A 21,749-nucleotide genomic window follows, 5' to 3' on the forward strand; every position below is an offset into this window, starting at 1 on the left:
TATATATATGAAGTCTTATATAAGGGGAATCTAGTATGAAATATAAAATTCATTGGTTGTATAAAACGAAGCGTGGTTTGCAGACGGAATTAACAACAGATTATATGAACATAGAGGAAGTACTTCAATTTGCAGAGGATTTCGAGAAAACAGGAAGAGTAAAAGAAATTTTATTTTACGATGAAATGGATGCAGAGTGGTCATTAAAAGAAATGAAAAAGCTGAGTAAACAAGTGGAGGAAGAGCTTCAAGAAATATATGTTTATTTTGATGGTGGTTATGATCTGCAGACGAAAGAAGCTGGAGTAGGTATATGTGTGTATTATAAAAAAGGAAATAAAAACTACCGAATTCGCCGCAACGCATATATAGATGGTATATATGATAATAATGAAGCGGAATATGCATCATTATTATACGGCATAAATATACTCGAAGAATTAGGGATTAAGTATGAAGCAGTTACACTTCGCGGAGATTCTCAAGTGGTGCTGCAGCAATTAGCCGGAGAATGGCCTTGCTATGATGAACATTTAAATCATTATTTAGATCAAATTGAACAAAAGGCGAAGCAAATGAAATTAAAACTTGTATGTGAGCCAATATCTAGAAAACAAAATAAAGAAGCACATCAATTAGCGACGCAAGCATTAGAAGGGACGGTCATTGATAGTCATAAAGAAATAACCGAATAGAGAGGTGCAAAGGTGGATAAAAAGCAACTCATTACGGAGGTAAATGACTTATTAGAAACATATTGTGAAGGATGTTTTTTGCGAGAACATAATCGAAAGACAAATAGTAAATATTACGCCCATTCATTTTGTATACGACAATGTACAGTTGGAGAAACATTGAAAAAGTATGGAGAACAGTTGTCATGAAAAAACATCCAGAGAAAATTCTCTGGATGTTTTTTTTAGTGCTTTGCTTCGTTTAATTGATGCTCGCACTTGCTTAATTTCTTTTCCTCATTCATTAGAAATGGTTCATCTAAATCTGTCGCAACAGATTTCATAATTTCAAGTTGAGAGCGAGCTGCTTCTACGGCAGTAGTGGCATGCTCTAATGTGTCTGGATCCATTGAAATTGTTGCAGAACCTACCATTTTTTGTGCCGTTTCTACACGGAATTTTACTTCTTCAAAATCATTTACATGTGATCCCATTGTTATTGCCTCCTTTGTATTTTGCACATTTCACATAGTTTTTGCTCTGTAAAACGGAAATATACAAAGGAATAACAAAGGAGGTTACCAAGTAAGGTAACCTCCTTTCATATGTTGGATTAAAGTTTTACTACGTTAGCAGCTTGAGGTCCACGGTTTCCTTCAGTGATGTCGAAAGATACTTCTTGACCTTCTTCTAAAGCTTTGTAGCCGTCGCCTTGGATAGCAGAGAAATGTACGAATACATCGTCAGCGCCTTCCATTTCAATAAATCCAAAACCTTTTTCGTTGTTAAACCATTTTACTTTTCCTTGCATGTTACAATTCCTCCTAAAAGCGTTTACTATTTTCATTTAGTGAAATTCATTTAAACGATAATATAAACTAAAAGTGCTATAATCTTGAATATTCTGCTAAATGATTAATTTAAATATACACGAATTGGTAGAATTTAGTCAAGTAAACGCTTTTAACTTTTTGTATTTTTAAATAATTTTTCAACTGAATTTTTAAAAGGTATAGGACAAGCCGAATATGTAATATTCTTAAGTGAATGCTGTACATAATGAGGTGAAAGAATGGGTGAGTCTTATTTATTAGATAATGAAGGAATGAGAAATAGAGCCGACATACCAAAATGGGTTGCAGAAGAATTTCATAATTTTTCGAGTGTTGTGTTAGAACCAACTTTTCCGTGTTATTTCGGTTTAACAGCTTTAAAAAAGAATGAGCTCCGTTACTCGTTTCTTTCTCATAATGATTGGGGTCATTTGTCAAATACAATGTTATCTTTCTTGGAGTTAATGAAAGAACGACCGCTTGTAAGAAGAGGATTTTTTCTATTTATCGAACCTGAACGTGAAGAGCAATCACTCGAATATTATCGAGATTATTTTTGGAAAGTACTACAGTATTTACATGAAAACGATGATCAAACATGGCCGCAACAAATTCCAAAAAATCCAGACCACTATTTATGGGAATTTTCATTTGGTGGTGAACCAATATTTGCATTTGGGAATGCACCGGCTTATAAACAGCGGAAAACTAGACATTTAGGAAATTCACTCGTTATTGGGTTTCAACCAAGAACTATTTTCGATGGGTTAGAAGGAGATCGTCCTAAAGGAGCGTATTCAAGACAAATGGTTCGTGAGCGAGTTGAAAAGTGGGATCAGTTGCCGAAACATCCTAACATTAGTCATTATGGTGATCCTGATCATCGAGAATGGAAGCAATATTTCATTGGGGATGATATTGATCCGATTAAAGGGAAATGTCCTTTCCATTATAAAGTAGAAAAATAAGAGCCATCATCTGGATGACTCTTTTGTATATTTTGGATAAAAAAGGGTATTTTAGTAGTGAATATTTCTTATAAAAGCTAGTCTATTTTTAAAATTTACATCATTACTTAATGGTAAAGGAAGTAGAAAGGATAGAGCTATGTTTGGAGCAATTATACAACAAATTGTGTTAGGTATTTCATTAGCTGCGCCGGTAGGTCCGATTAATATTGAAATGTTAAAAAGAGGAATTGAACGTGGATTTTGGCATGCGTGGATTGTGGGAATTGGGGGAATGACTGCTGATATTTTGTTTATGCTTCTTATTTATTTCGGTTTATCTTTTGTGTTTATGTATACATATGTACAAGCATTTATGTATTGCATTGGTTTTTTCTTGTTATTTTATTTAGGGTTTCAAAGTGTAAAACAAGGAATTTCCCACTCGAATATGGAATATAACAAAGAAGAGGTAGGTGGCCTTAAACAATCTTTTATGGCAGGTTTTTTAATTGCGATATCCAATCCATTAAATCTTGTTTTTTGGTTTGGCATATACGGAAGTACACTTAGCTCATTACTTACAAAGGTAACGAAACAAGAAGCTTTTTTGTACAGTCTTTGCATTATTGTTGGTATTATTTTGTGGAACTTAAATATTGCTTTTTCTGTACATTTTGGAAGGACTTTATTAAAGAAAAAAGCACTTGGCTATATAACAGCCGGAGCAGGTATTATTTTAGTAGGATATTCTATCCATTTTGCATACAAGGCTTTACAGTTGTTCACATAAGATTGAAGGGGAGATTTTTATGTATCGAACCACTATTGACGGAAAAGAAATTATTATCACGTTAGCACCAAAAATCCGAAAAGAAATTACTGATAGGAATCCATTATATGAGGCAGTATTTCATATTGCAGCAAGATTGCTGCAAACGAAGCAACCGACGTTTGCGGTAAATCATGAATTATTTGGGCTCATTATTGGAGAAGTCCAAAGGGGCGAAGTAACAGTATTTGCAGTGGAACATATTATTCCGAAGCAAAATATATTTGGACCGAACAATTTTTTCTCGACAATAGAGCAGCAGGCAAATTTGTAAAGTGAATAGAATAAAATAGGGATAGAAAAGAAATAGTCGTAACGATATGTTGCGGCTGTTTTTTGGGGAAAGGGGGAAGAAAGATGAAGAGAGTGGGGAAAGAGTTCTTTTTGCAACATGATATCGTTATTATGTATAGTATTCTATTTATTTTTATCATTATTTTAAAAATGCAATTTTTTACATTGATAGGTATGTTAGCATGTGTGTTTGGGATTGTTTTTTATACGCTTAACGAATATATGACACATCGTTTTTTATTCCATTTAAAGCCGCCTAAAAATGCATTTTTATTAAAAATGTTAAGAAGGTTACATTATGATCATCACGTATATCCAGATGATTTAAAACTTTTATTTTTGCCTGTATGGTTTAGTATACCTAGCTTTACTATATATTTACTTATAGCATATGGTATTACAAAAAGTGTTACTATTACACTTTCATTTGGAATCGGAATGATTATCATGCTCCTCGTTTATGAATGGAAACATTATATTGCGCATAAGCCGATTCGCCCCGTCACTAAGTTTGGAAGATGGTTAAAAAAACAGCATATATTACACCATTATAAAAATGAAAAGTTTTGGTTTGGTGTTTCAAATCCAGTGTTCGATTTTATATTTGGAACGCTTAAAGATGGGAAAGAAGTTGAATTAAGCGAAACAGCCCGTAATTTAGAAAAGGAAAAAAAGACAGAAGTAGTGCGATAAGCACTACTTCTATTTTAAATGAGGAAAAGATTTATCGAGCTTCACTTCATGCGGCTATTTGTGCGAACCGGGCTATTAATCCGTGTGGGGTGTACAAAATCTCTACGGAATCAAGTTGCACTTTATTTTGAAAAAGTATATTAAAAACTTAGGAGAAAATGCCGAAAAATGTCTATCGAAAAATCTTTGCAGGGATGTTTGGATTGTCTAAAATGAAAATAAGTTTCTGAATATTTATAAAATTTAGTCTTTTGGTATACAAGGGGGAATTGTATTTCAAGTAAGAGAGGGGATCAGAGAATGAAACGAGATGATACGTCAGCACGTAAGTTGCAAAATGAAGTGAATTATACAGAAGTTGTTCAGTCAGAAGAGTTTCAATTGCTATTAAATACGAAAAAGAAGTTTATTGTTCCGATGAGTATTTTCTTTTTAAGTTTTTTTATTGCGCTTCCAATATTAACATCGTATTCAAAAGTGCTCAATACACCAGCATTTGGTGATGTTACATGGGCATGGGTATTTGCTTTTACACAATTTATAATGACATGGGCATTATGTAAGATTTATAGCAAAAAAGCAGAATCATTTGATGAAATCTCACAAAAAATTCTGCAAGACATGCAAAAGGGGAGGGGCTGAATTTGAATACGACTGCTTTTGCCCTATTTTTAATTATCGTTCTCGGTACGCTCGTTATAACCTATTTTGCATCGAAAAAAACGAAAAATGCGAGTGAGTTTTATACGGCTGGAGGAGGATTAACGGGTTGGCAGAATGGTCTAGCCATTGCTGGGGATTACATGTCTGCTGCTTCATTTCTCGGTATTGCTGGAGCAATAGCGCTAACTGGATTTGATGGATTCTTTTATAGTATCGGCTTTTTAGTTGCTTATTTAGTTGTACTATATCTCGTTGCAGAACCGCTTAGAAATTTAGGGAAATACACGCTTGCTGATATGATTGCCGCACGTTTTGATGCGAAAAAAGTTCGTGGTATTGCCGCGCTTAATACGATGACGATTTCAATTTTTTATATGATTGCACAATTAGTTGGTGCAGGTGCACTTATTAAATTATTATTAGGCATAGAATATACGACATCTGTATTAATCGTGGGCACACTTATGACAGTGTATGTTATTTTTGGTGGTATGACTGCTACGAGCTGGGTACAAATTGTTAAAGCTGTACTACTTATGGCTGGTACATTTATTATTTCTGTTATCGTTTTCTCAAAATTTAATTTCAGTGTGACTGAAATGTTCGCTCAAATGAAAACAGCTACTCCATTAAAAGATTCGTTTTTAAATCCGGGAGTAAAGTATAAAGATGGTCTCGATACACTTTCTTTAAATTTAGGACTAGTACTTGGTACAGCGGGATTACCGCATATTCTTGTCCGCTTTTTTACAGTACGTGATGCAAAAACGGCACGTCAATCTGTTGTGTACGCTACGTGGTTAATTGGTGCGTTTTATATTATGACAATTTTCCTAGGGTTTGGAGCAGCGGCGTTTGTAGGAAATGAGGCAATTATTAAAGCGAACCCTGCTGGTAATATGGCAGCACCTCTATTAGCTAAAGCGTTAGGTGGAGATTTCTTATTTGCTTTCGTATCAGCAATCGCCTTTGCAACTATTTTAGCTGTAGTAGCAGGGCTTGTATTAACAGCAGCATCAGCTTTCGCACATGATTTTTATAATGAGATTATTCGTAAAGGGAAGTCAACGGAAAAAGAGCAAGTATCCATGGCTCGTTATGCGTCTATTGGAGTAGCGGTATTATCTATTATACTAGCGTTATTTGCTCAAACATTGAACGTAGCATTTTTAGTTTCACTAGCATTTGCAGTTGCTGCTAGTGCAAACCTACCAGTTATATTATTTACAATATATTGGAAGCGCTTTAACACAACGGGTGCAATCTCTGGTATGATCGTAGGTCTTGTGTCAGCGATCGTTCTCGTAGCGTTAAGTCCAAACGTTTGGAATCCTGTAGCTGGAAAAGCTATTTTTGTCGGGGAAGCGATATTCCCATATACGACACCTGGAATTGTTTCTATTCCGCTTGGATTCCTTGCAGCATATTTAGGAACTGTTTTCTCTAGTGAGAAAGAAGATGCAGCGAAGTTTGATGAAATTCTTGTGAAATCTAATACTGGTCATGGTATTAACGATGCATCTTCACATTAAAAAAAGAGGAGCTTTTCGATATATAAGAAAAGCTCCTTTTTCTTTTGGAATTTTATTATAAATATTACTTTATTTTGGGTAGGATTTGTCTTTGTTTTGTGGAATGAAAATAGCAGGGAGAAATTTAAATCATCATGGCACCAGCGCAGCTTTTGTGAAAAATAAGTTGTTATGGAAGGTGGAAGAAATGATGAAAACGAAACAAACTAATGAATTATTAGCAAAAGATGAACAATATGTTTGGCACGGAATGCGTCCCTTTAGTCCAAATAATACAATGGTAGGGGCAAAAGCAGAAGGGTGCTGGGTTGAAGATATACAAGGGAAAAGATATTTAGATGGTATGAGTGGTCTTTGGTGTGTGAATAGTGGATACGGAAGAAAAGAGCTTGCAGAGGCGGCTTATGAACAATTACAAACGTTATCATACTTTCCGATGTCACAATCACATGAGCCGGCTATAAAGCTTGCGGAAAAGTTAAATGAGTGGCTTGGTGGAGAGTATGTTATATTCTTCTCTAATAGTGGTTCAGAAGCGAATGAAACAGCTTTTAAAATAGCAAGGCAATATTATGCTCAAAAAGGTGAGCCACATCGTTATAAATTTATGTCACGTTACCGTGGGTATCATGGAAATACAATGGCAACGATGGCAGCGACGGGACAAGCGCAGCGCAGATATCAATATGAGCCATTTGCTTCAGGATTTTTACATGTAACGCCGCCGGATTGCTACCGCATGCCAGAAATGGAATCACAAAATATTTATGATGTAGAATGTGTAAAAGAAGTAGATCGTGTTATGACATGGGAATTAAGTGAAACGATTGCAGCTTTTATTATGGAACCAATTATTACAGGAGGAGGCATATTAATGCCGCCACAAGACTATATGAAAGCTGTTCATGAAACGTGTCAAAAACACGGGGCATTACTCATTAGTGATGAAGTTATTTGCGGTTTTGGGCGCACAGGAAAAGCATTTGGATTTATGAATTATGATGTAAAGCCAGATATTATTACGATGGCGAAAGGGATTACGAGTGCATACTTACCATTATCTGCAACAGCTGTGAAAAAAGAAATATATGAAGCATTTAAAGGAACGGGAGAATATGAATTCTTCCGCCATATTAATACATTTGGTGGGAATCCAGCGGCTTGTGCATTAGCGCTTAAAAATTTAGAAATTATGGAAAATGAAAATTTAATTGAGCGCTCTGCACAAATGGGTTCACTTTTATTAAATCAATTAAAAGAAGAAATTGGAGAGCATCCGCTTGTTGGGAATATTAGAGGGAAAGGGCTATTAGTTGGAATTGAACTAGTAAATGATAAAGAGACGAAAGAGCCAGTTGATAACGATAAAATTGCAAGTGTTGTAAATGCTTGTAAAGAAAAGGGATTAATTATCGGACGCAATGGTATGACAACGGCAGGCTATAATAATGTCTTAACATTAGCACCGCCTCTTGTTATTTCAAGTGAAGAAATTGCTTTCGTTGTTGGAACGGTGAAGACGGCGATGGAACGTATTTAACTAGTAAAAAGGAGATTACTATCTTATAAGATAGTAATCTCCTTTTATTATAGTAAAGTTATTTACTTGCTTTCATTGCTTTATCTTTAGCACCAAAAGTGTATTTTAACATTGGTGGTGTAATCATTGTTGTTAAAATAACGACAATAACGATAGCTGTGAAATAATCTTGCGCTAATAAGCCAGAAGAAAGTCCTGTTCCTGCGATGATAAGTGCAACCTCACCACGTGAAACCATGCCAGCACCGATAATTGCAGAAGATTTTGCATCAAATCCAGTCATGCGTGCACCGAATCCACAACCGATTAGTTTCGTTAATACAGCGATAACTGTTAATGCTAAGATGAACCAAACTTGATCACCAATACCGTCAAATGTAATATTCATACCGATACTAACGAAGAAGACTGGTACGAACATAGCGTAAGCAATTGGTTCTACTTTCTTTTCTACTTCATGTTTGTAGTTCGTTTGAGAAATAGCGATACCAGCTGCGAAAGCACCGATAATACCAGCAATTCCTAATAGTTCGCCGAAATATGCGAATGAGAAACAGATGATAAGTGCTGCGCTAACGATAGACTCCGATACGCGTAGTGGTGATAACCAACGCATAATCGCTGGAACACCTTTCCAACCGATTAAAATAATAGAAGCAAAGAATACTACTTTCTTCAAGATAACCATTGTTAAGTTAACATCATCTGTACTTAAGAAGCTCATTGCGAATGCTAATAAAATAACAACAAGAATGTCGTCGAATACAGCTGCTCCAAGCATTGTTGTACTCTCACGTGTTTTCATCTTACCTAAATCGCGAAGTGTTTGAACGGAAATACTAACACTTGTTGCACATAGAAGTAATCCTAAAAAGACAGCGTTCCCTTGTTCCATTCCCATAACAAGACCGGAAACGTAACCACCTACGAATGGAAGAATGATACCTCCGAGTGCAACTGCTAAAGAAGAATTACGATTTGCATTTAATTCATCTAAGTCTGTTTCAAGTCCTGCCATAAACATTAAAAGAATAACCCCGACATTACTTAATTGCGTTAGAAGCTCTGAATTTTCAATCCAACCTAATACAGCTGGACCGATAACGATACCGACAATTAATTTACCAAGTACAGAAGGTTGGCCTAATCTAACACTAAGGTCACCAGCAAGCTTTGTACTTAATAAAATAAGTGCAATTTGAAAGAAAAATTCGAATTCCATTTAATCCTCTCCTTATCACTTTGTATTTTTATTAAACGATTTCTCGGAATTTGCCTAATGAAAATATGTAAAAACCCATTAAACAAAGGATCTTATTACAGGTTCTTTTGAACTTGTAATTTGAACCTGTAATTAATATATAATAAAATTTAGTAAAAATCAATGAAAAAATAGCAGATTTTCATGATAGGATTCGATTTAGGTATGGAGGGAATCACTATATAATAAGAAGAAATAAGGCTACATTTTTAACGAATTGGAGTAGGGTATATGTTATTAAATAAATGTTTTACAATTGGAGAAATGGCAAAAATGCATAATATAGCGGAATCTACTTTACGCTATTATGATGAAAAAGGAATTTTTCATCCGTCTATTGTAGATCCGCAAACGAATTATCGCTATTACACAATCGATCAGTTTTCACTATTAGATATGATAAAATTTTTACGCCAGTTAAATATTCCTTTAAAGGAAATTAAGAAATATATTGATGAAAGAAATCCAGCTTACGCACTCAATTTACTTGAAAAGCAACAAGAACTGATGCTGAAAAAACAAAGAGAAGTTGAGTATGCTTTGGCAAAAATGGAACATAGAATTCATTTAATAAAGAAGGCGACGAAAGCGGAAACAGATCGAATTGTTATGAAAAAGATACCGAAAAGAAAAATAACCGCGATTGCAGTGGCGCCCAATACGACAGATGATATGTTTGAATATTATATCCATTCGCTTCAAAAAAATATGAAGCAAATTGATGATAGTCTATTTTCAGGAGATATAGGTGTGACAATTTCAAAAAAAGCATTAATGCAAAAGGAGTTTCAAGCGTATAGCAGTGTGTTTATTCTTTTGGATTATATGCCGTATGAATTGCATAGTTCAGATGAAATTAAAGAAGGTTTATTTGCTTGTTCTTATCATCATGGACCGTATGAAGAAACAGATGCAACGTATAAGAAGTTACTTACATACATTGATAAAGAAGGTTACGAAGTGAATGGAGATTCGATTGAGATTGGGTTGATTGATTGGTCTGTAACAGAAAATCCAGATGAGCAAGTAACAGAAATTCAAATTCCTGTAGTAGAAAAATAAGGTAAAAACCTTTGAGTGGATTACAGATTGATATTTATTAGTATAATTCAGTTACCTATTTTTTAATTCTCTCTTGACCTTCAAGTTACTTGAAGGTTTAAACTGTGAACAGAGCGTTGAAAAAAGGAGCAATAGTATGGAAGCAACAGAAAAATTAAGAGAAAAACCAATTAAAAGTTTATTTATTTCTTATTTAATACCAGCCGTTCTTGGAATGGTATTAATGTCAGTTAATATTGTGATTGATGCGGTCATGATTAGTAGGGGAGTTGGGGCGAACGGTTTAGCAGGGGTAAACGTGGCGATTCCAGCGTTTTCAATTTTCTTCTCGATTTCATTATGGATTGGAATGGGCGGGGCAACATTATATTCCATTGCACTAGGTGAAAATAAATTAGAAAGAGCAAGATCTATTTTTACTCAATCTATGACAGTAGCAGTTATTATCGTAGGTGTTTTAGCGGCTATTTGCTTATGGAGAATAGAAGATTTAGCAAATCTGTTCGGTGCAAATGAAGTGATTTTACCATATGCGTTAGACTATTTACACGTGTTATTAACATTTGGAATGATATACGTTTTAGAAAATATTTTAAGTACATTTATACGAAATGATGGAAATCCTAATTTAGCAATGGCAGGTCTTGTTGTAACGGCTATATTAAACATAGTGTTTGACTATATCTTTATTTTTATTTTGGGATGGGGCGTAACAGGTGCTGCTTCAGCGACTATTCTTTCGGCAGCGATTGGTTTCCTTGTATTATTAACCCACTTCTTTAGAAAAAGTAGTATTTTAAAGTGGACGAAATTCCATTTTGAATGGGATACAATTAAACAAATTATGGTAATAGGTTTCCCGAGCTTTACAGCTGAAAGTACGGTGGCAATCGTAACGATTGGTTTTAATATCGCATTCGTCCAATATGCAGGAGAAGTAGGGGTTGCTTCCTATGCGATGGTGAATAGTATTCATGCAATGACATTGCTATTATTCTTCGGTGTAGGTGCTGCATTGCAACCAATTGCTAGTTTCCATTACGGTGCAAATTTATCAGAGAGACTTCGTGAAGGATTGCAGTTTGCTGTAAAAATTGCAGTTATACTCGGGGGCGTTGCGATAATTGTCGGATTATTCTTCGGGAAATATATCATCGGTCTATTTGATGTCCAATCTCCAGAATTATTGGAGTTAACATTAACAGGTATTAGCTTGTTCTTTATCCAATACGTATTTTTAGGCTATAACATTGTGTATGGAGAGTACTTCCAATCAGTGCGACAAACGAAAAAATCGGTACTTATTATAATGAGCCGCGGGTTACTATTTATTATTCCATTGTTATGGATTATGCCGAAATTATTTGGTATAAATGGAATTTGGCTCGTTATGCCTGTTGCGGAAGTAATGACAGCGATTATCGTATTTACGATGAATCGTATGAAACATCCTGTTCCATTAAACATGGCAGGAGAGAAAGAAGCAATATGATGAAGAAAATCCCCTTAAACAAGTAAGGGGATTTTTTTATTCCTTTACACTAATAGTAAATGATCCGTCCGTTTCTTGAACAGACGCAAAAGCAACGTTTTTAATAGTTGTGATTCCTTTTTCTTTTAATTCTTTATACAACCACTTTTCGTCTTTATGAATTAACTTTAAGTTATCGTATTGAATTTGTGAATCAACGATAAGGGCGATAGGTAATCCAGCATATGTAACATCAATGTTTAAATCTTTTGGAGTTAATGGTACAAGCTCTCTCTTTGGTAAAATACTAATAGCTCCATTCGCTTCTAAAATTGCATATTCAATTTCATGAACACTTGGATATCCTGCAACGCGAAGGTTAGAAAGTAATTCAGCGATTGGATATCTGCTTTTTTGTAAGTTCTCAAAAATTATATCACCATGTTTAATTAAAATGATGGGGTGTCCGAGAATGAAACGATTTAGTTTGTTGAATAAGCTTAATTTCGTAAGGAGCAAATGCAAACATGTAATAACAACCATACCGAGAAAGGCTTGCAAAGCACCAGAGACTGGTATGGCTTGAAAAGCTAAATAGGATAAAAAGATAATAGCCCCAAAATCATGAGGAGTTAGTTGTGCTAATGCGGATTTCCCGAGTAACTTAAGTGATAGTAAAAATAAGATGAAAAAGACTGATACGTTACATAAAAAGAGAAGCAATAGGGACACTCCTTCGTGCGAAGTTGTACTTACTATTCCCGAAAGTAATAGAAATATTACCTTTAGGAGGATAAATTAGGGTTAATTGGAATTTGTCAGTATACAAACGAATAAATGGATATTATCATGAAGAAAGTAAAGAAAATAGGAGTATATGAATATGAGAAAGAAGAAAATAATTAAGTATATTTTAGTTGTTATAATGATTTGCGCCGTGTATGCGGGTTTTTTACAATATAACATTTATAAGCATGGGCATATGAATGCCACCTACGATGCTGATTATATAATTGTACTCGGATCGAAAGTAAATGGAACGAAACCGTCTTATTCATTACAATATCGTATTGATAAAGCAGCTGAGTATTTAAAATCACATGATAAAACAATCGCTATTGTGTCTGGAGGAAAAGGAAAAGGAGAAGATATTACAGAAGCATTAGCGATGAAACAAGGATTAATGAAACAAAATATTGCAGAAGACCGAATTATAATGGAAGACAAGTCGACAAGTACAGATGAAAATATTAAATTCTCAAAACCTCTTATCCCTGAACATATGAAAAAAGGGATGATTGTAACGAACGATTTTCATATGTTCCGAGCGAAAAAGATTGCAGAAAAACAAGGATTGACATTAGAAGGTCTTCCAGCGAAAACACCGAAGCCAATTATTATTCAATCGAACGTTCGAGAGTATTTAGCAATTACTCAATATTGGTTTATGAATCGAATATAGTTAAAAAAGAATCCCGCCTGACATTTCAGGCGGGATTCCTTTTAATGAGGAAAATCTTACAAAACTGTCATCTTAATGAAAGGTAAAGTGATAGTTTCTAAAGTGGATTCCTGACATAATAAAGATAACAAAAAACATTAGAGGTGATTCGGATGAAAGGTAATAATATTTTATCTTCGCTCTGTTACTTTAGTATCTTTTTTGCACCATTTTTACTGCCAATTATCGTTTACTTCGTTGCAGAAGATGAAGTGAAATATCATGCAAAAAAAGCATTTTGGTCACATATTTTTCCGTACGCAATCTTATTTGCTGGATTAGCGGTGTCAGGCGTATACGGTCTAAGCTTCAATCAATCTGATGGTGCTGGAATTGGGATGGCTATCACATATGCGGTATTCATTCTTGTAGGAATATATTACTTCATTTGGAATATCGTAAAAGGTATTAAAGTTTTGAAAGCGGCGTAATAAGACAAGAAATAATTTGATGTAAATCTGTCGTTATTTGTCGGTAAATCGATAACCTTTTTCGAATCGTTGATATATTGAAATTATCGTTAATATAATTTCATTTACCGTATTAATAGACGTTATAAAAAAAGCAATTCAAAAAAAATTGCTTTTTTGTGCTTATAAGTTGTGAATATTGAAAAAGGTATGTTAATTTTTCTTTATGAAGAGAAAAAAGGAGTGATTTTCATGAATGAGATGATACATAAAATGGAGCAACACGTTTCAGTTCGTAAATATAAAGAAGAATCAATTTCGAAAGATGTAGTAGAAAAAATGGTGCAAGCTGCACAGCATGCGGCTTCCTCACATTTTGTACAGGCGTATTCTGTTATCTATGTAACAGACCAAGACCTAAAGGCTAAACTAGCAGAATTATCCGGAAATCGTCATGTGAAAGACTGCGCCGCATTCTTTGTATGCTGTGCAGATTTAAAACGTTTAGAAATTGCATGTGAGAAACATGGAACAGAAGTTAAACATGAGGGAGTAGAGGACTTTATTGTAGCGACAGTAGATGTCTCTTTATTTGCACAAAACTTAGCACTTGCAGCTGAATCACTAGGATACGGCATTTGTTATATTGGCGGAATTCGTAATAACCCGAAAGAAGTGAGCGAATTGCTTCATATACCGGATAAAGTATATCCTGTATTCGGAATGACAGTTGGTGTACCAGATGAAGAACATGGAGTTAAACCGCGTTTACCGGTAGCGGCAATCCTTCATGAAAATGGATATGATGAAAAGAAATATGATGGATTATTAAATGAATACGATGAAACGATGAGTGCGTATTATAAAGAAAGATCCTCGAATCAAAAAAACGTAACATGGACGGAATCAATGAGCTCGTTTATGTCTAAAGAGAAGAGAATGCATATGAAAGAGTTTTTAAGTGAGAAAGGGTTAAATAAGAAATAAGTAAAAGGACAAACCTGAGATGTGGGTTTGTCCTTTTTTAGAGGATAAATGTTATTTTCCTCTTAATTCTTCCCACATATTCTGAAGGGCTTCCAATATAATGGCTACATCCCTTTTTGAATATTAGTAATACTTACTTACAAATTAAAATCTTTAATTTTATTTAATTATTATTTATAAGTATACTTAACGTAATAATATTTTGAATATTCTTAAAAGTTACCGTTCAACCACTTGCATATGAATAAAGGGGGGAATCATTTAATGAGTTATAATTTAGACGAAAATCTGAAAAGAAGTGCAAGTAAGTTCCCAGACAGTATCGCTTATATCTATAGAGATAAAAGTGTTACTTATAGAGAACTAAATCAGCAGGTAGATCAATTGGCTGCTGGTTTGTCTGCCCGAGGAATTGGGAAGGGAGATGGGGTGGCTCTTTTATTAGGAAATAGCCCTGAATTTCTCATTACGTATTACGGCATTTTACGATTAGGTGCATTTGTTGTTCCGATGAATCCTTTGTATACGAAAGAGGAAATGAACTACATTTTAGACGATAGCCAAGTTAAAGGGGTTATTGCTCATGTATCTGTAGAACCGAAGTTATCAGAAGTAAAGGAACAATTGAAAAATCTAATGCTAGTTATTTATACAGATGCCGAGGATCAGGAATGTACATGGGAGCATCTGATGGAAACAAACAATAATGTTTGGCTAAGCCCTTTCATTGATCAGGAAGACCTTGCAGTCATTTTATACACATCAGGAACAACAGGGAAACCAAAGGGTGCGATGTTATCACATCGGAATTTGGCTTCGAATGCAGATGCCATTTCAGAATTAATTGAGCTTCATGGTAAAGATTGTGTAGTAGCTGTTCTACCAATGTTTCATGTTTTTTGTATGACTATTTGTCTGAATGCACCAATTACTTGCGGGGCAACTGTCCTAATCCTACCTAAATTCAGCCCTCTTGATGTAATCAATACCATTCGAGAAAAAAAGGCAACAGTGTTTGCTGGAGTTCCTACGATGTATAATTTTATCTTGCAATCGCCTGAATCCAAGGAGGAAGATTTCTTATCCGTTCGCTTGTGTATCTCAGGAGGTGCCTCGATTCCGGTCGAGCTGCTACAAAAATTTGAAAACAAATATAATGTTTTTATCTTGGAAGGGTATGGTCTTTCAGAAACTGCTCCTCTTGTCGCTATTAATCCTTTAAAGGGAACCCGCAAACCAGGCTCTATCGGCCTAAATATACCAGGCCTCAAGAGCAAAATTGTCAATGAGGACGGAAAAGAATTGCCCAGAGGAGAAGTCGGAGAATTAGTAGTTCAAGGGCCAAACGTAATGAATGGATACTTGAGGATGCCGGAAGCTACATCAGCGGTCTTAATAGATGGATGGTTTTACACTGATGATCTAGCGACAATGGATGAAGAAGGATACATCTACATCGTGGATCGCAAGAAGGACATGATTATTGTTGGTGGATACAATGTATATCCTCGTGAAGTGGAGGAAGTTCTGTATCAACATCCTGCTGTTATAGAGGCGGCCGTAATCGGAGTTTCAGATGGAGAATACGAAGAAAAAGTAAAAGCTTATGTCGTAGTCAATGATGAACGAATCACCATGAATGACATTATCCGATTTTGTCAGGATAAGCTGGTTAAGTACAAGCTTCCTAGCCAAGTGGAATTTTCTAAAGGGTTACCTAAGAACTCAACAGGGAAAATTTTGCGCAGAGAGTTAAGACAATTGATTGAAGTTAAGTAAGAAACTAACTAACCATATTATTGAAGGAGGAATATTTATGTCGCTCATTTTAAAGGAAAAGGTTCAAGGACCAGTAGCGTGGAAAGGTATTGATCTAGCTAAAGATGATTCATGGGTTTATTATTTGTCTGAGAAAACAATAGCATCTATTGAAAGCGCTTTATTTCATGTTAAACAAAAGGGTTTAAAAGCACCTAATTTTAACAAGGAAGACTTCCAGATTCCGGATCTCTCTGACGAAATTGCATACTTTGTGGAAGAATTAGAGAATGGGAGGGGGTTTCTATTAATTCGTGGATTGCCAATGGAAAGGTATACGGATGAAGAAGTGAGCACTATTTATTGGGGGCTCGGACTTCACATGGGCATTCCGGTATCGCAAAACGCAAATGGTGACCTCTTAGGGCACGTCATTGATCAAGGTCTGAGTTTAGAAAATTCAAATGTACGCGGTTACCAAACGAAATTGCATCTGCCTTTTCACGCGGATGGATCTGATGTCGTCGGATTATTAAGTCTTCGAAAAGGGAAATCTGGGGGGTTCAGTAGTATCATAAGTTCAATGGCTGTTTATAATGAAATTCTTGAGAAGTACCCAGAGTATCTGGGAATTCTCTGTCGTCCATTCAACTTTGATCGACGTGGTGAGGAGTCGCCAGGTGAATCACCAGTATTTACATCACCAATTTTTAGTTACTATGATGGTAAATTGAGCTGCAGATATGTCCGTACATTTATTGAATCAGCACAAGCGAAAACGGGTATCCATTTGTCAAAAGTTGAAATTGAAGCTTTAGACATACTGGATTCCATCCTTCATGATGAAAATATGCATTATAATATGATGCTGGAGGAAGGTGATATGCAATTCGTTAATAATTATACAGTTCTTCACTCACGTACTCAATATGAAGACTATGAAGAACAGGAACGAAAACGCCATTTATTAAGATTATGGCTCACGATGCCAAATGGCCGAGAAATTGCAAATGATTTCGCGATGTTTATTGATGAGAAAACAGGTAAAGCCGGTCGCGGCGGTATTCCAGTCCGTGGAAAAACATCTGGTGGTATTGTAGAAAACTTAAAGTAATTGAGTTTAAATCCGAAAGACTGACCTTTATAAACCAATTCATTAGAACACCAATTGATTCATGTAATGGGGAACGCCTTTTCAGATGGTAGGAAAAGGTTTTCCCTTGATGGTAAAAATAGGGGGGATTTATACGTTGAGCACTCCAAAGTATTCTTGGATTATATTATTATTTCTAGTTGCTTCAGGTATGATCAATCAAGTTGATAAAATTGTTATTGGTTTGGTTTCCGTTCCCCTTATGAAAGAATTACATTTAAGCCCTTCACAATGGGGATTGGTGGGAAGTTCTTTCTTTTGGTTCTTTACTTTTTCTTCTATCATTCTTGGTGGTATGGCCGATTCCAAAAATACGAAAAAAATGTTAACTTGGATGTCACTTACATGGTTGATTGTTCAATTTCTTACACCTTTTGTTTCCACTCTGTCTCTATTAGTCTTTACAAGAATGATCTTAGGAGCAGGCGAGGGTCCAGCACCTGCTCTATCAACGGCAATAATGGGGAAATGGTTTCCGAAACACAGACATGGTATAGGCTTTGGTGCAGTTCTGTTAGGAACAACAGGCGGAGCAGCTATTGCTTCACCATTATTAATCTCTTTAATCGATCAATATGGATGGAGATCTGCTTTTATAGCCATGGGAGCTGTTGGGCTTATTGTGCTAGTTTTATGGGTCATTTTCGGTAAAGAAAGTCCACAAGAAATTGGATTGCCTTCATTTCATCAAGAGGAGCAGCATTCATCAACCCTTTCTAAGGTTTCTTGGCGTCAGTTTCTTCCGCATCTTTTATCTAAAAATTTTGTTTTTACTGTTTTATGTGGAGGTTGTGCTTATTGGTTATTGTCCGTTCAAGCAATATGGTTTCCAGCGTATTTTACTAAAGTTCAACATTTTAATGGTCAAACATTAAAGTTAGCCGTGTCATTACCTTTTCTTTTCGCCGCCATTAGCCAAATCGGATTTTCCATGCTATCAGACCGGATTTATCGCAAAACTGGGGATATTCGTAAAGCGCGAATAAATCTTGCCGGTTCCACCATGGTCCTATCTGCTCTTTGTGTATATCTAGCAAATGTTGTGAATTCTTCTGCTGTATCCATCCTGTTCTTCATCCTTGCTCCAGGTTTTGCGTATGTCATTCTTTCACTCGCACCCGCAATATTTATGGATTTTTTTTCTCCTAAAAACATCGGAAAAGCACAAGGAACGTTCATTGCTCTTGCAAGCTCAACAAGTATTATTGCTCCACTCGTATTCGGGTATTTCATCCAATATGCAGCGACTGAGGCAATGGGATATCATTATGGATTTCAAGTAACTGCTTTTGGGATGTTCATTATCGGATTATTGTTTTGGATCGTTGTACGTCCCGCAAAGCAAGGCAACACAAAAATAAAAGCAGAGGAGCAAGTGAGTATTTAAAAGATATACAGCAAGTAAGGGCACAGTAATAACTTCAAAGAAGAATCGTCGTAGTTAGTGAATATATCAAATTGAGGTAAGGGGACCATAACTATGTTGAGGGATTATGTGGTCAATGAATCTATTACTTAATTTTTTGAAAGGGGTGTTTGTGTGATTGGATGACGGTATATATTCATGAAACTCACTTATAAAAAACTGAATATTCAGTCTGTTTTATGGTGTAAGTGTTATCGATGTTTCGGGAGATAGCGAGAGGTCAGGGGTAAGGAGCGATTAAGGAACTTCTCTTTTCTTCATTGTTAATGCAAAAAAATTCAGTCATCTTAAGTAGGGAAATAACCAAATTAATAAAGGAGGATTATTTATGTCGATCATTTTAAAGGAAAAAATTCAAGGGCGTTCAGTGTGGAAGGGTATTGAACTAGCTAAAGATGATTCATGGATTTATTATTTGTCCGAAAAAATGATTGCTGCACTTGAGAAGGCTGTATTACATGTTCAGCGTAAGGGATTAAAAGCACCTGAGTTTGGAAAAGAAGATTTCCAGATTCCGGATCTTGCTGACGAGATCACTTACTTTGTTGACGAGCTGGAAAATGGTAGAGGATTCCTATTGATTCGTGGATTGCCAATGGAACGTTATACTGATGAAGAAGCAAGTATCATTTACTGGGGGCTCGGACTTTACCTAGGTATTCCAATCATTCAAAGTAAAAAAGGTGACCTTTTAGGGCATATCAAAGACGTAGGTCTCGACTTTAAAAATACTAGTGTACGTGGTTACCAAACGAATGTACACCTTCCTTATCACACAGACCTCGCTGATGTAGTTGGCTTACTATGCCTTCGCAAAGCAAAATCTGGTGGTCTAAGTAGTATCGCAAGTTCTATGGCTATTTATAATGAAATTCTTGAGAAGTATCCAGAATATCTTGGAATTCTTTATCGCCCATTCTTCCATGATCTTCGCGGGGAAGAAGTACAAGGTTCATCTCCAGTAGTTTCATCACCAATCTTTAGTTATTACAATGGTAAATTAAGCTGCAGATGGATACGAAATTATATCGAATCTGCACAAACGAAAACAGATGTTTCTTTGACGAAATTAGAAATCGCAGCATTTGATTTACTAGATTCCCTTACTCATGATAAGAACATGCATATTGATATGATGATGGAACCAGGTGATATGCAATTTGTTAATAATTATACAGTTATGCATTCACGCACAGTATTTGAAGATTATGAAGAAGATGACCGCAAACGTCATTTATTAAGATTGTGGCTTATGATGCCAAATGGTAGAAAAATTGCCCCAGATTTTGAGTTTTATATCGGAGGAGTACCTGTAAATAGATAAAGTGAAGCTTCTTATCAGTAGGGGCTTCATCCCCTGCTGATGGAAAGCTCATTACTGCCAGTTAATGCGGAATAAACAGCTAGTGAGAAGTAAAATCGTCATTTTTTCTTATATTAAGTTGTATGGTGATTTTATTCATCGAAATAAGGTGAATAAAATCACCATTGTATGTTTTTCAATGATGAAGTGAATGTGAAGGTTTCAGGACAGGAAGAAGGATTTAGGAAATATTCGGGTTAGTTTGAAAATAAATTGAAGTGAGGATGATGTTTCTTGGTAAATTTAGATCCGCAAGCAGAAAAGTTTTTACAAGTATGTAATCAGATGCCACCTATTCATACGATGGATCCTAAAGCAGTAAGAGATATGCTTTCCAACGCACCACGCCCTGCTGTAAAATTAGATCTGGTTTCAAAGGTAGAAAATTTAATGATACCGGTAAGTCAAGAGGAAGAAATCAAATGTAGGGTATACATACCGGAGGGGCAAGGTCCCTTCCCAATATTTATTTATTACCATGGTGGAGGATGGGTTCTAGGAGACATTGACGTGGTGGATGCAAGTTGCCGAAGGATCGCAAATAGAACAGCTAGTATTGTCGTATCTGTAAACTATCGTCTCGCTCCAGAGTATAAGTTCCCTACTCCAGTTGAAGACGCATATGCGGCATTGGAATGGTTTTATGAAAAAGGGTCCTCCTTTAACGGAGATGTTACTAGATTGGCAGTAGGGGGGGATAGCGTGGGTGGAAATCTAGCAACAGTAGTTACTATGATGGCGAGAGACCGAAAAGGCCCTGACATCACTGCACAGGTTTTAATTTATCCTGCGACAAATCTTGAGTTTAATACGGAATCCCACCAAATATTTGCGAAAGGATTTGGGTTAGATCGTGAACAGCTGGTTTGGTTCCGTGATCATTATTTAAGGAATGATGAGGATAGGTATAATGAATACGCTTCTCCTTTGGGTGCTGAAGATCTAAGTGGTCTCCCGCCAGCAATCGTAATCACCGCAGAAAATGATGTACTTCGGGATGAAGGAATGGCTTATGCTGAACGTCTGAAAAAATTTGGTGTGCAAGTTGAATATGCATGTGAACCTGGTATGATCCACGGCTTTTTTGCACACATGGCTATTTTCTCTAAGAACATTGAATCAACAGTTTCTAAGATTGACAAGTTCTTGAATACTGCTAAATATACAATAGGGATAGATTGAAATCGAAAAAGTTATAAAAAACGAGCCCCAGCTTTTTGCAGTGACCCCTGTCAAGTAGACAGTATTTAAAAAGCGCAACTAAGCAACCTGAGTTCTATATTTATATGGACTCAGGTTATTTAATTTCTTTTGAAATCTTTGATGATTATAAAAATATATATATTTGC

Annotated in this window: 24 protein-coding genes; 19 read left to right on the plus strand and 5 right to left on the minus strand. The window is 35.8% G+C overall.

Annotated elements, in window-relative coordinates; all coding sequences use genetic code 11:
• The first annotated feature begins 35 nt into the window (after positions 1-35).
• Positions 36-695: a ribonuclease H family protein gene (locus tag MR065_RS15130; protein WP_098991714.1), complete on the plus strand. Its 660-nt coding sequence runs from the start codon at positions 36-38 to the stop codon at positions 693-695.
• 12 nt (positions 696-707) lie between these two features.
• Positions 708-884 carry a zinc-finger domain-containing protein gene (locus tag MR065_RS15135; protein ID WP_000358801.1) on the plus strand — a complete coding sequence of 59 codons (177 nt, stop codon included), beginning with the start codon at positions 708-710 and terminating at the stop codon, positions 882-884.
• Positions 885-919: 35 nt separating this feature from the next.
• Here the strand turns inward: MR065_RS15135 and MR065_RS15140 are convergent, their stop codons facing one another.
• Both MR065_RS15140 and cspB read right to left on the minus strand, forming a co-directional pair.
• Positions 920-1,168, minus strand: coding sequence for a DUF2564 family protein (locus MR065_RS15140; RefSeq protein WP_097902247.1), 249 nt, complete (start codon positions 1,166-1,168; stop codon positions 920-922).
• A gap of 119 nt (positions 1,169-1,287) precedes the next feature.
• Positions 1,288-1,485, minus strand: a complete 198-nt coding sequence (gene cspB, locus MR065_RS15145) for a cold shock-like protein CspB (RefSeq protein ID WP_001161731.1) — start codon at positions 1,483-1,485, stop codon at positions 1,288-1,290.
• A gap of 261 nt (positions 1,486-1,746) precedes the next feature.
• Here cspB and MR065_RS15150 point away from each other — a divergent pair, with 261 nt between their 5' ends.
• From MR065_RS15150 to MR065_RS15180, 7 genes are all read left to right on the plus strand, one after another.
• Complete coding sequence (locus tag MR065_RS15150) at positions 1,747-2,475, plus strand: YqcI/YcgG family protein (RefSeq protein WP_242214216.1); 729 nt, start codon at positions 1,747-1,749, stop codon at positions 2,473-2,475.
• Positions 2,476-2,614: 139 nt separating this feature from the next.
• Entirely contained in the window at positions 2,615-3,247 is a 633-nt protein-coding gene (locus MR065_RS15155) for a LysE family transporter (RefSeq protein ID WP_242214217.1), read from the plus strand.
• A 19-nt stretch (positions 3,248-3,266) separates the two neighbouring features.
• Positions 3,267-3,560 (plus strand): cytoplasmic protein, encoded by a 294-nt coding sequence (locus MR065_RS15160; RefSeq protein WP_097902244.1) that lies wholly within the window; start codon positions 3,267-3,269, stop codon positions 3,558-3,560.
• An 83-nt stretch (positions 3,561-3,643) separates the two neighbouring features.
• Complete coding sequence (locus MR065_RS15165) at positions 3,644-4,273, plus strand: sterol desaturase family protein (protein ID WP_242214218.1); 630 nt, start codon at positions 3,644-3,646, stop codon at positions 4,271-4,273.
• Positions 4,274-4,573: 300 nt separating this feature from the next.
• Positions 4,574-4,915: a DUF485 domain-containing protein gene (locus MR065_RS15170; protein WP_242214219.1), complete on the plus strand. Its 342-nt coding sequence runs from the start codon at positions 4,574-4,576 to the stop codon at positions 4,913-4,915.
• Positions 4,916-4,917: 2 nt separating this feature from the next.
• Entirely contained in the window at positions 4,918-6,468 is a 1,551-nt protein-coding gene (locus tag MR065_RS15175) for a solute symporter family protein (RefSeq protein ID WP_242214220.1), read from the plus strand.
• A gap of 190 nt (positions 6,469-6,658) precedes the next feature.
• A complete protein-coding gene (locus MR065_RS15180) occupies positions 6,659-8,008 on the plus strand; it encodes an aspartate aminotransferase family protein (protein ID WP_242214221.1) in 1,350 nt (449 codons plus the stop codon).
• A gap of 58 nt (positions 8,009-8,066) precedes the next feature.
• On the opposite strand, the gene MR065_RS15185 is transcribed toward MR065_RS15180, so the two are convergent.
• Positions 8,067-9,230 (minus strand): cation:proton antiporter, encoded by a 1,164-nt coding sequence (locus MR065_RS15185; RefSeq protein ID WP_242214222.1) that lies wholly within the window; start codon positions 9,228-9,230, stop codon positions 8,067-8,069.
• 270 nt (positions 9,231-9,500) lie between these two features.
• Between MR065_RS15185 and MR065_RS15190 the strand changes: the two genes are divergently transcribed.
• Together MR065_RS15190 and MR065_RS15195 are read left to right on the plus strand one after the other, a co-directional pair.
• Positions 9,501-10,331, plus strand: a complete 831-nt coding sequence (locus MR065_RS15190) for a MerR family transcriptional regulator (RefSeq protein ID WP_242214223.1) — start codon at positions 9,501-9,503, stop codon at positions 10,329-10,331.
• A 136-nt stretch (positions 10,332-10,467) separates the two neighbouring features.
• A complete protein-coding gene (locus MR065_RS15195; RefSeq protein ID WP_242214224.1) occupies positions 10,468-11,823 on the plus strand; it encodes an MATE family efflux transporter in 1,356 nt (451 codons plus the stop codon).
• Positions 11,824-11,859: 36 nt separating this feature from the next.
• Here MR065_RS15195 and MR065_RS15200 read toward each other — a convergent pair whose 3' ends face one another.
• Positions 11,860-12,525: a DUF421 domain-containing protein gene (locus tag MR065_RS15200; RefSeq protein WP_242214225.1), complete on the minus strand. Its 666-nt coding sequence runs from the start codon at positions 12,523-12,525 to the stop codon at positions 11,860-11,862.
• A 160-nt stretch (positions 12,526-12,685) separates the two neighbouring features.
• Between MR065_RS15200 and MR065_RS15205 the strand changes: the two genes are divergently transcribed.
• The 8 genes from MR065_RS15205 (at position 12,686) to MR065_RS15240 (ending at position 21,582) form a co-directional block, all read left to right on the plus strand.
• The gene (locus MR065_RS15205) at positions 12,686-13,264 is read left to right on the plus strand and encodes a YdcF family protein (protein WP_242214226.1); all 579 of its coding nucleotides are present in this window, start codon (positions 12,686-12,688) and stop codon (positions 13,262-13,264) included.
• Positions 13,265-13,416: 152 nt separating this feature from the next.
• Entirely contained in the window at positions 13,417-13,734 is a 318-nt protein-coding gene (locus MR065_RS15210) for a magnetosome magnetite crystal formation protein family (RefSeq protein WP_097902235.1), read from the plus strand.
• Positions 13,735-13,965: 231 nt separating this feature from the next.
• Positions 13,966-14,700, plus strand: a complete 735-nt coding sequence (gene nfsA, locus MR065_RS15215) for an oxygen-insensitive NADPH nitroreductase (RefSeq protein WP_242214227.1) — start codon at positions 13,966-13,968, stop codon at positions 14,698-14,700.
• A gap of 264 nt (positions 14,701-14,964) precedes the next feature.
• Positions 14,965-16,479, plus strand: a complete 1,515-nt coding sequence (locus tag MR065_RS15220) for a long-chain-fatty-acid--CoA ligase (protein WP_242214228.1) — start codon at positions 14,965-14,967, stop codon at positions 16,477-16,479.
• Between the two features lie 37 nt (positions 16,480-16,516).
• Positions 16,517-17,572 carry a TauD/TfdA family dioxygenase gene (locus tag MR065_RS15225; protein ID WP_242214229.1) on the plus strand — a complete coding sequence of 352 codons (1,056 nt, stop codon included), beginning with the start codon at positions 16,517-16,519 and terminating at the stop codon, positions 17,570-17,572.
• Positions 17,573-17,708: 136 nt separating this feature from the next.
• Positions 17,709-18,998: an MFS transporter gene (locus MR065_RS15230; protein WP_242214230.1), complete on the plus strand. Its 1,290-nt coding sequence runs from the start codon at positions 17,709-17,711 to the stop codon at positions 18,996-18,998.
• Between the two features lie 367 nt (positions 18,999-19,365).
• On the plus strand, positions 19,366-20,361 hold the full coding sequence (locus MR065_RS15235) for a TauD/TfdA family dioxygenase (RefSeq protein ID WP_242214231.1): 996 nt from the start codon (positions 19,366-19,368) through the stop codon (positions 20,359-20,361).
• A 429-nt stretch (positions 20,362-20,790) separates the two neighbouring features.
• Complete coding sequence (locus MR065_RS15240; RefSeq protein ID WP_242214233.1) at positions 20,791-21,582, plus strand: alpha/beta hydrolase; 792 nt, start codon at positions 20,791-20,793, stop codon at positions 21,580-21,582.
• Between the two features lie 78 nt (positions 21,583-21,660).
• Here MR065_RS15240 and MR065_RS27750 read toward each other — a convergent pair whose 3' ends face one another.
• Entirely contained in the window at positions 21,661-21,741 is an 81-nt protein-coding gene (locus tag MR065_RS27750) for an IS3 family transposase (RefSeq protein ID WP_363331823.1), read from the minus strand.
• Between the last annotated feature and the right edge of the window lie 8 nt (positions 21,742-21,749).

Source organism: Bacillus cereus group sp. BfR-BA-01383, assembly GCF_022663495.1.
Classification (GTDB): domain Bacteria; phylum Bacillota; class Bacilli; order Bacillales; family Bacillaceae_G; genus Bacillus_A; species Bacillus_A cereus_AU.

What these genes read in the sequence shown, in the direction of transcription:
- MR065_RS15130 (WP_098991714.1), top strand. Translation starts at nt 36, where the DNA reads ATGAAATATAAAATTCATTGGTTGTATAAAACGAAGCGTGGTTTGCAG.
- MR065_RS15140 (WP_097902247.1), bottom strand. Translation starts at nt 1,168, where the DNA reads ATGGGATCACATGTAAATGATTTTGAAGAAGTAAAATTCCGTGTAGAA.
- cspB (WP_001161731.1), bottom strand. Translation starts at nt 1,485, where the DNA reads ATGCAAGGAAAAGTAAAATGGTTTAACAACGAAAAAGGTTTTGGATTT.
- MR065_RS15150 (WP_242214216.1), top strand. Translation starts at nt 1,747, where the DNA reads ATGGGTGAGTCTTATTTATTAGATAATGAAGGAATGAGAAATAGAGCC.
- MR065_RS15155 (WP_242214217.1), top strand. Translation starts at nt 2,615, where the DNA reads ATGTTTGGAGCAATTATACAACAAATTGTGTTAGGTATTTCATTAGCT.
- MR065_RS15160 (WP_097902244.1), top strand. Translation starts at nt 3,267, where the DNA reads ATGTATCGAACCACTATTGACGGAAAAGAAATTATTATCACGTTAGCA.
- MR065_RS15165 (WP_242214218.1), top strand. Translation starts at nt 3,644, where the DNA reads ATGAAGAGAGTGGGGAAAGAGTTCTTTTTGCAACATGATATCGTTATT.
- MR065_RS15170 (WP_242214219.1), top strand. Translation starts at nt 4,574, where the DNA reads ATGAAACGAGATGATACGTCAGCACGTAAGTTGCAAAATGAAGTGAAT.
- MR065_RS15180 (WP_242214221.1), top strand. Translation starts at nt 6,659, where the DNA reads ATGAAAACGAAACAAACTAATGAATTATTAGCAAAAGATGAACAATAT.
- MR065_RS15185 (WP_242214222.1), bottom strand. Translation starts at nt 9,230, where the DNA reads ATGGAATTCGAATTTTTCTTTCAAATTGCACTTATTTTATTAAGTACA.
- MR065_RS15190 (WP_242214223.1), top strand. Translation starts at nt 9,501, where the DNA reads ATGTTATTAAATAAATGTTTTACAATTGGAGAAATGGCAAAAATGCAT.
- MR065_RS15195 (WP_242214224.1), top strand. Translation starts at nt 10,468, where the DNA reads ATGGAAGCAACAGAAAAATTAAGAGAAAAACCAATTAAAAGTTTATTT.
- MR065_RS15205 (WP_242214226.1), top strand. Translation starts at nt 12,686, where the DNA reads ATGAGAAAGAAGAAAATAATTAAGTATATTTTAGTTGTTATAATGATT.
- MR065_RS15210 (WP_097902235.1), top strand. Translation starts at nt 13,417, where the DNA reads ATGAAAGGTAATAATATTTTATCTTCGCTCTGTTACTTTAGTATCTTT.
- nfsA (WP_242214227.1), top strand. Translation starts at nt 13,966, where the DNA reads ATGAATGAGATGATACATAAAATGGAGCAACACGTTTCAGTTCGTAAA.
- MR065_RS15220 (WP_242214228.1), top strand. Translation starts at nt 14,965, where the DNA reads ATGAGTTATAATTTAGACGAAAATCTGAAAAGAAGTGCAAGTAAGTTC.
- MR065_RS15225 (WP_242214229.1), top strand. Translation starts at nt 16,517, where the DNA reads ATGTCGCTCATTTTAAAGGAAAAGGTTCAAGGACCAGTAGCGTGGAAA.
- MR065_RS15235 (WP_242214231.1), top strand. Translation starts at nt 19,366, where the DNA reads ATGTCGATCATTTTAAAGGAAAAAATTCAAGGGCGTTCAGTGTGGAAG.
- MR065_RS15240 (WP_242214233.1), top strand. Translation starts at nt 20,791, where the DNA reads ATGATACCGGTAAGTCAAGAGGAAGAAATCAAATGTAGGGTATACATA.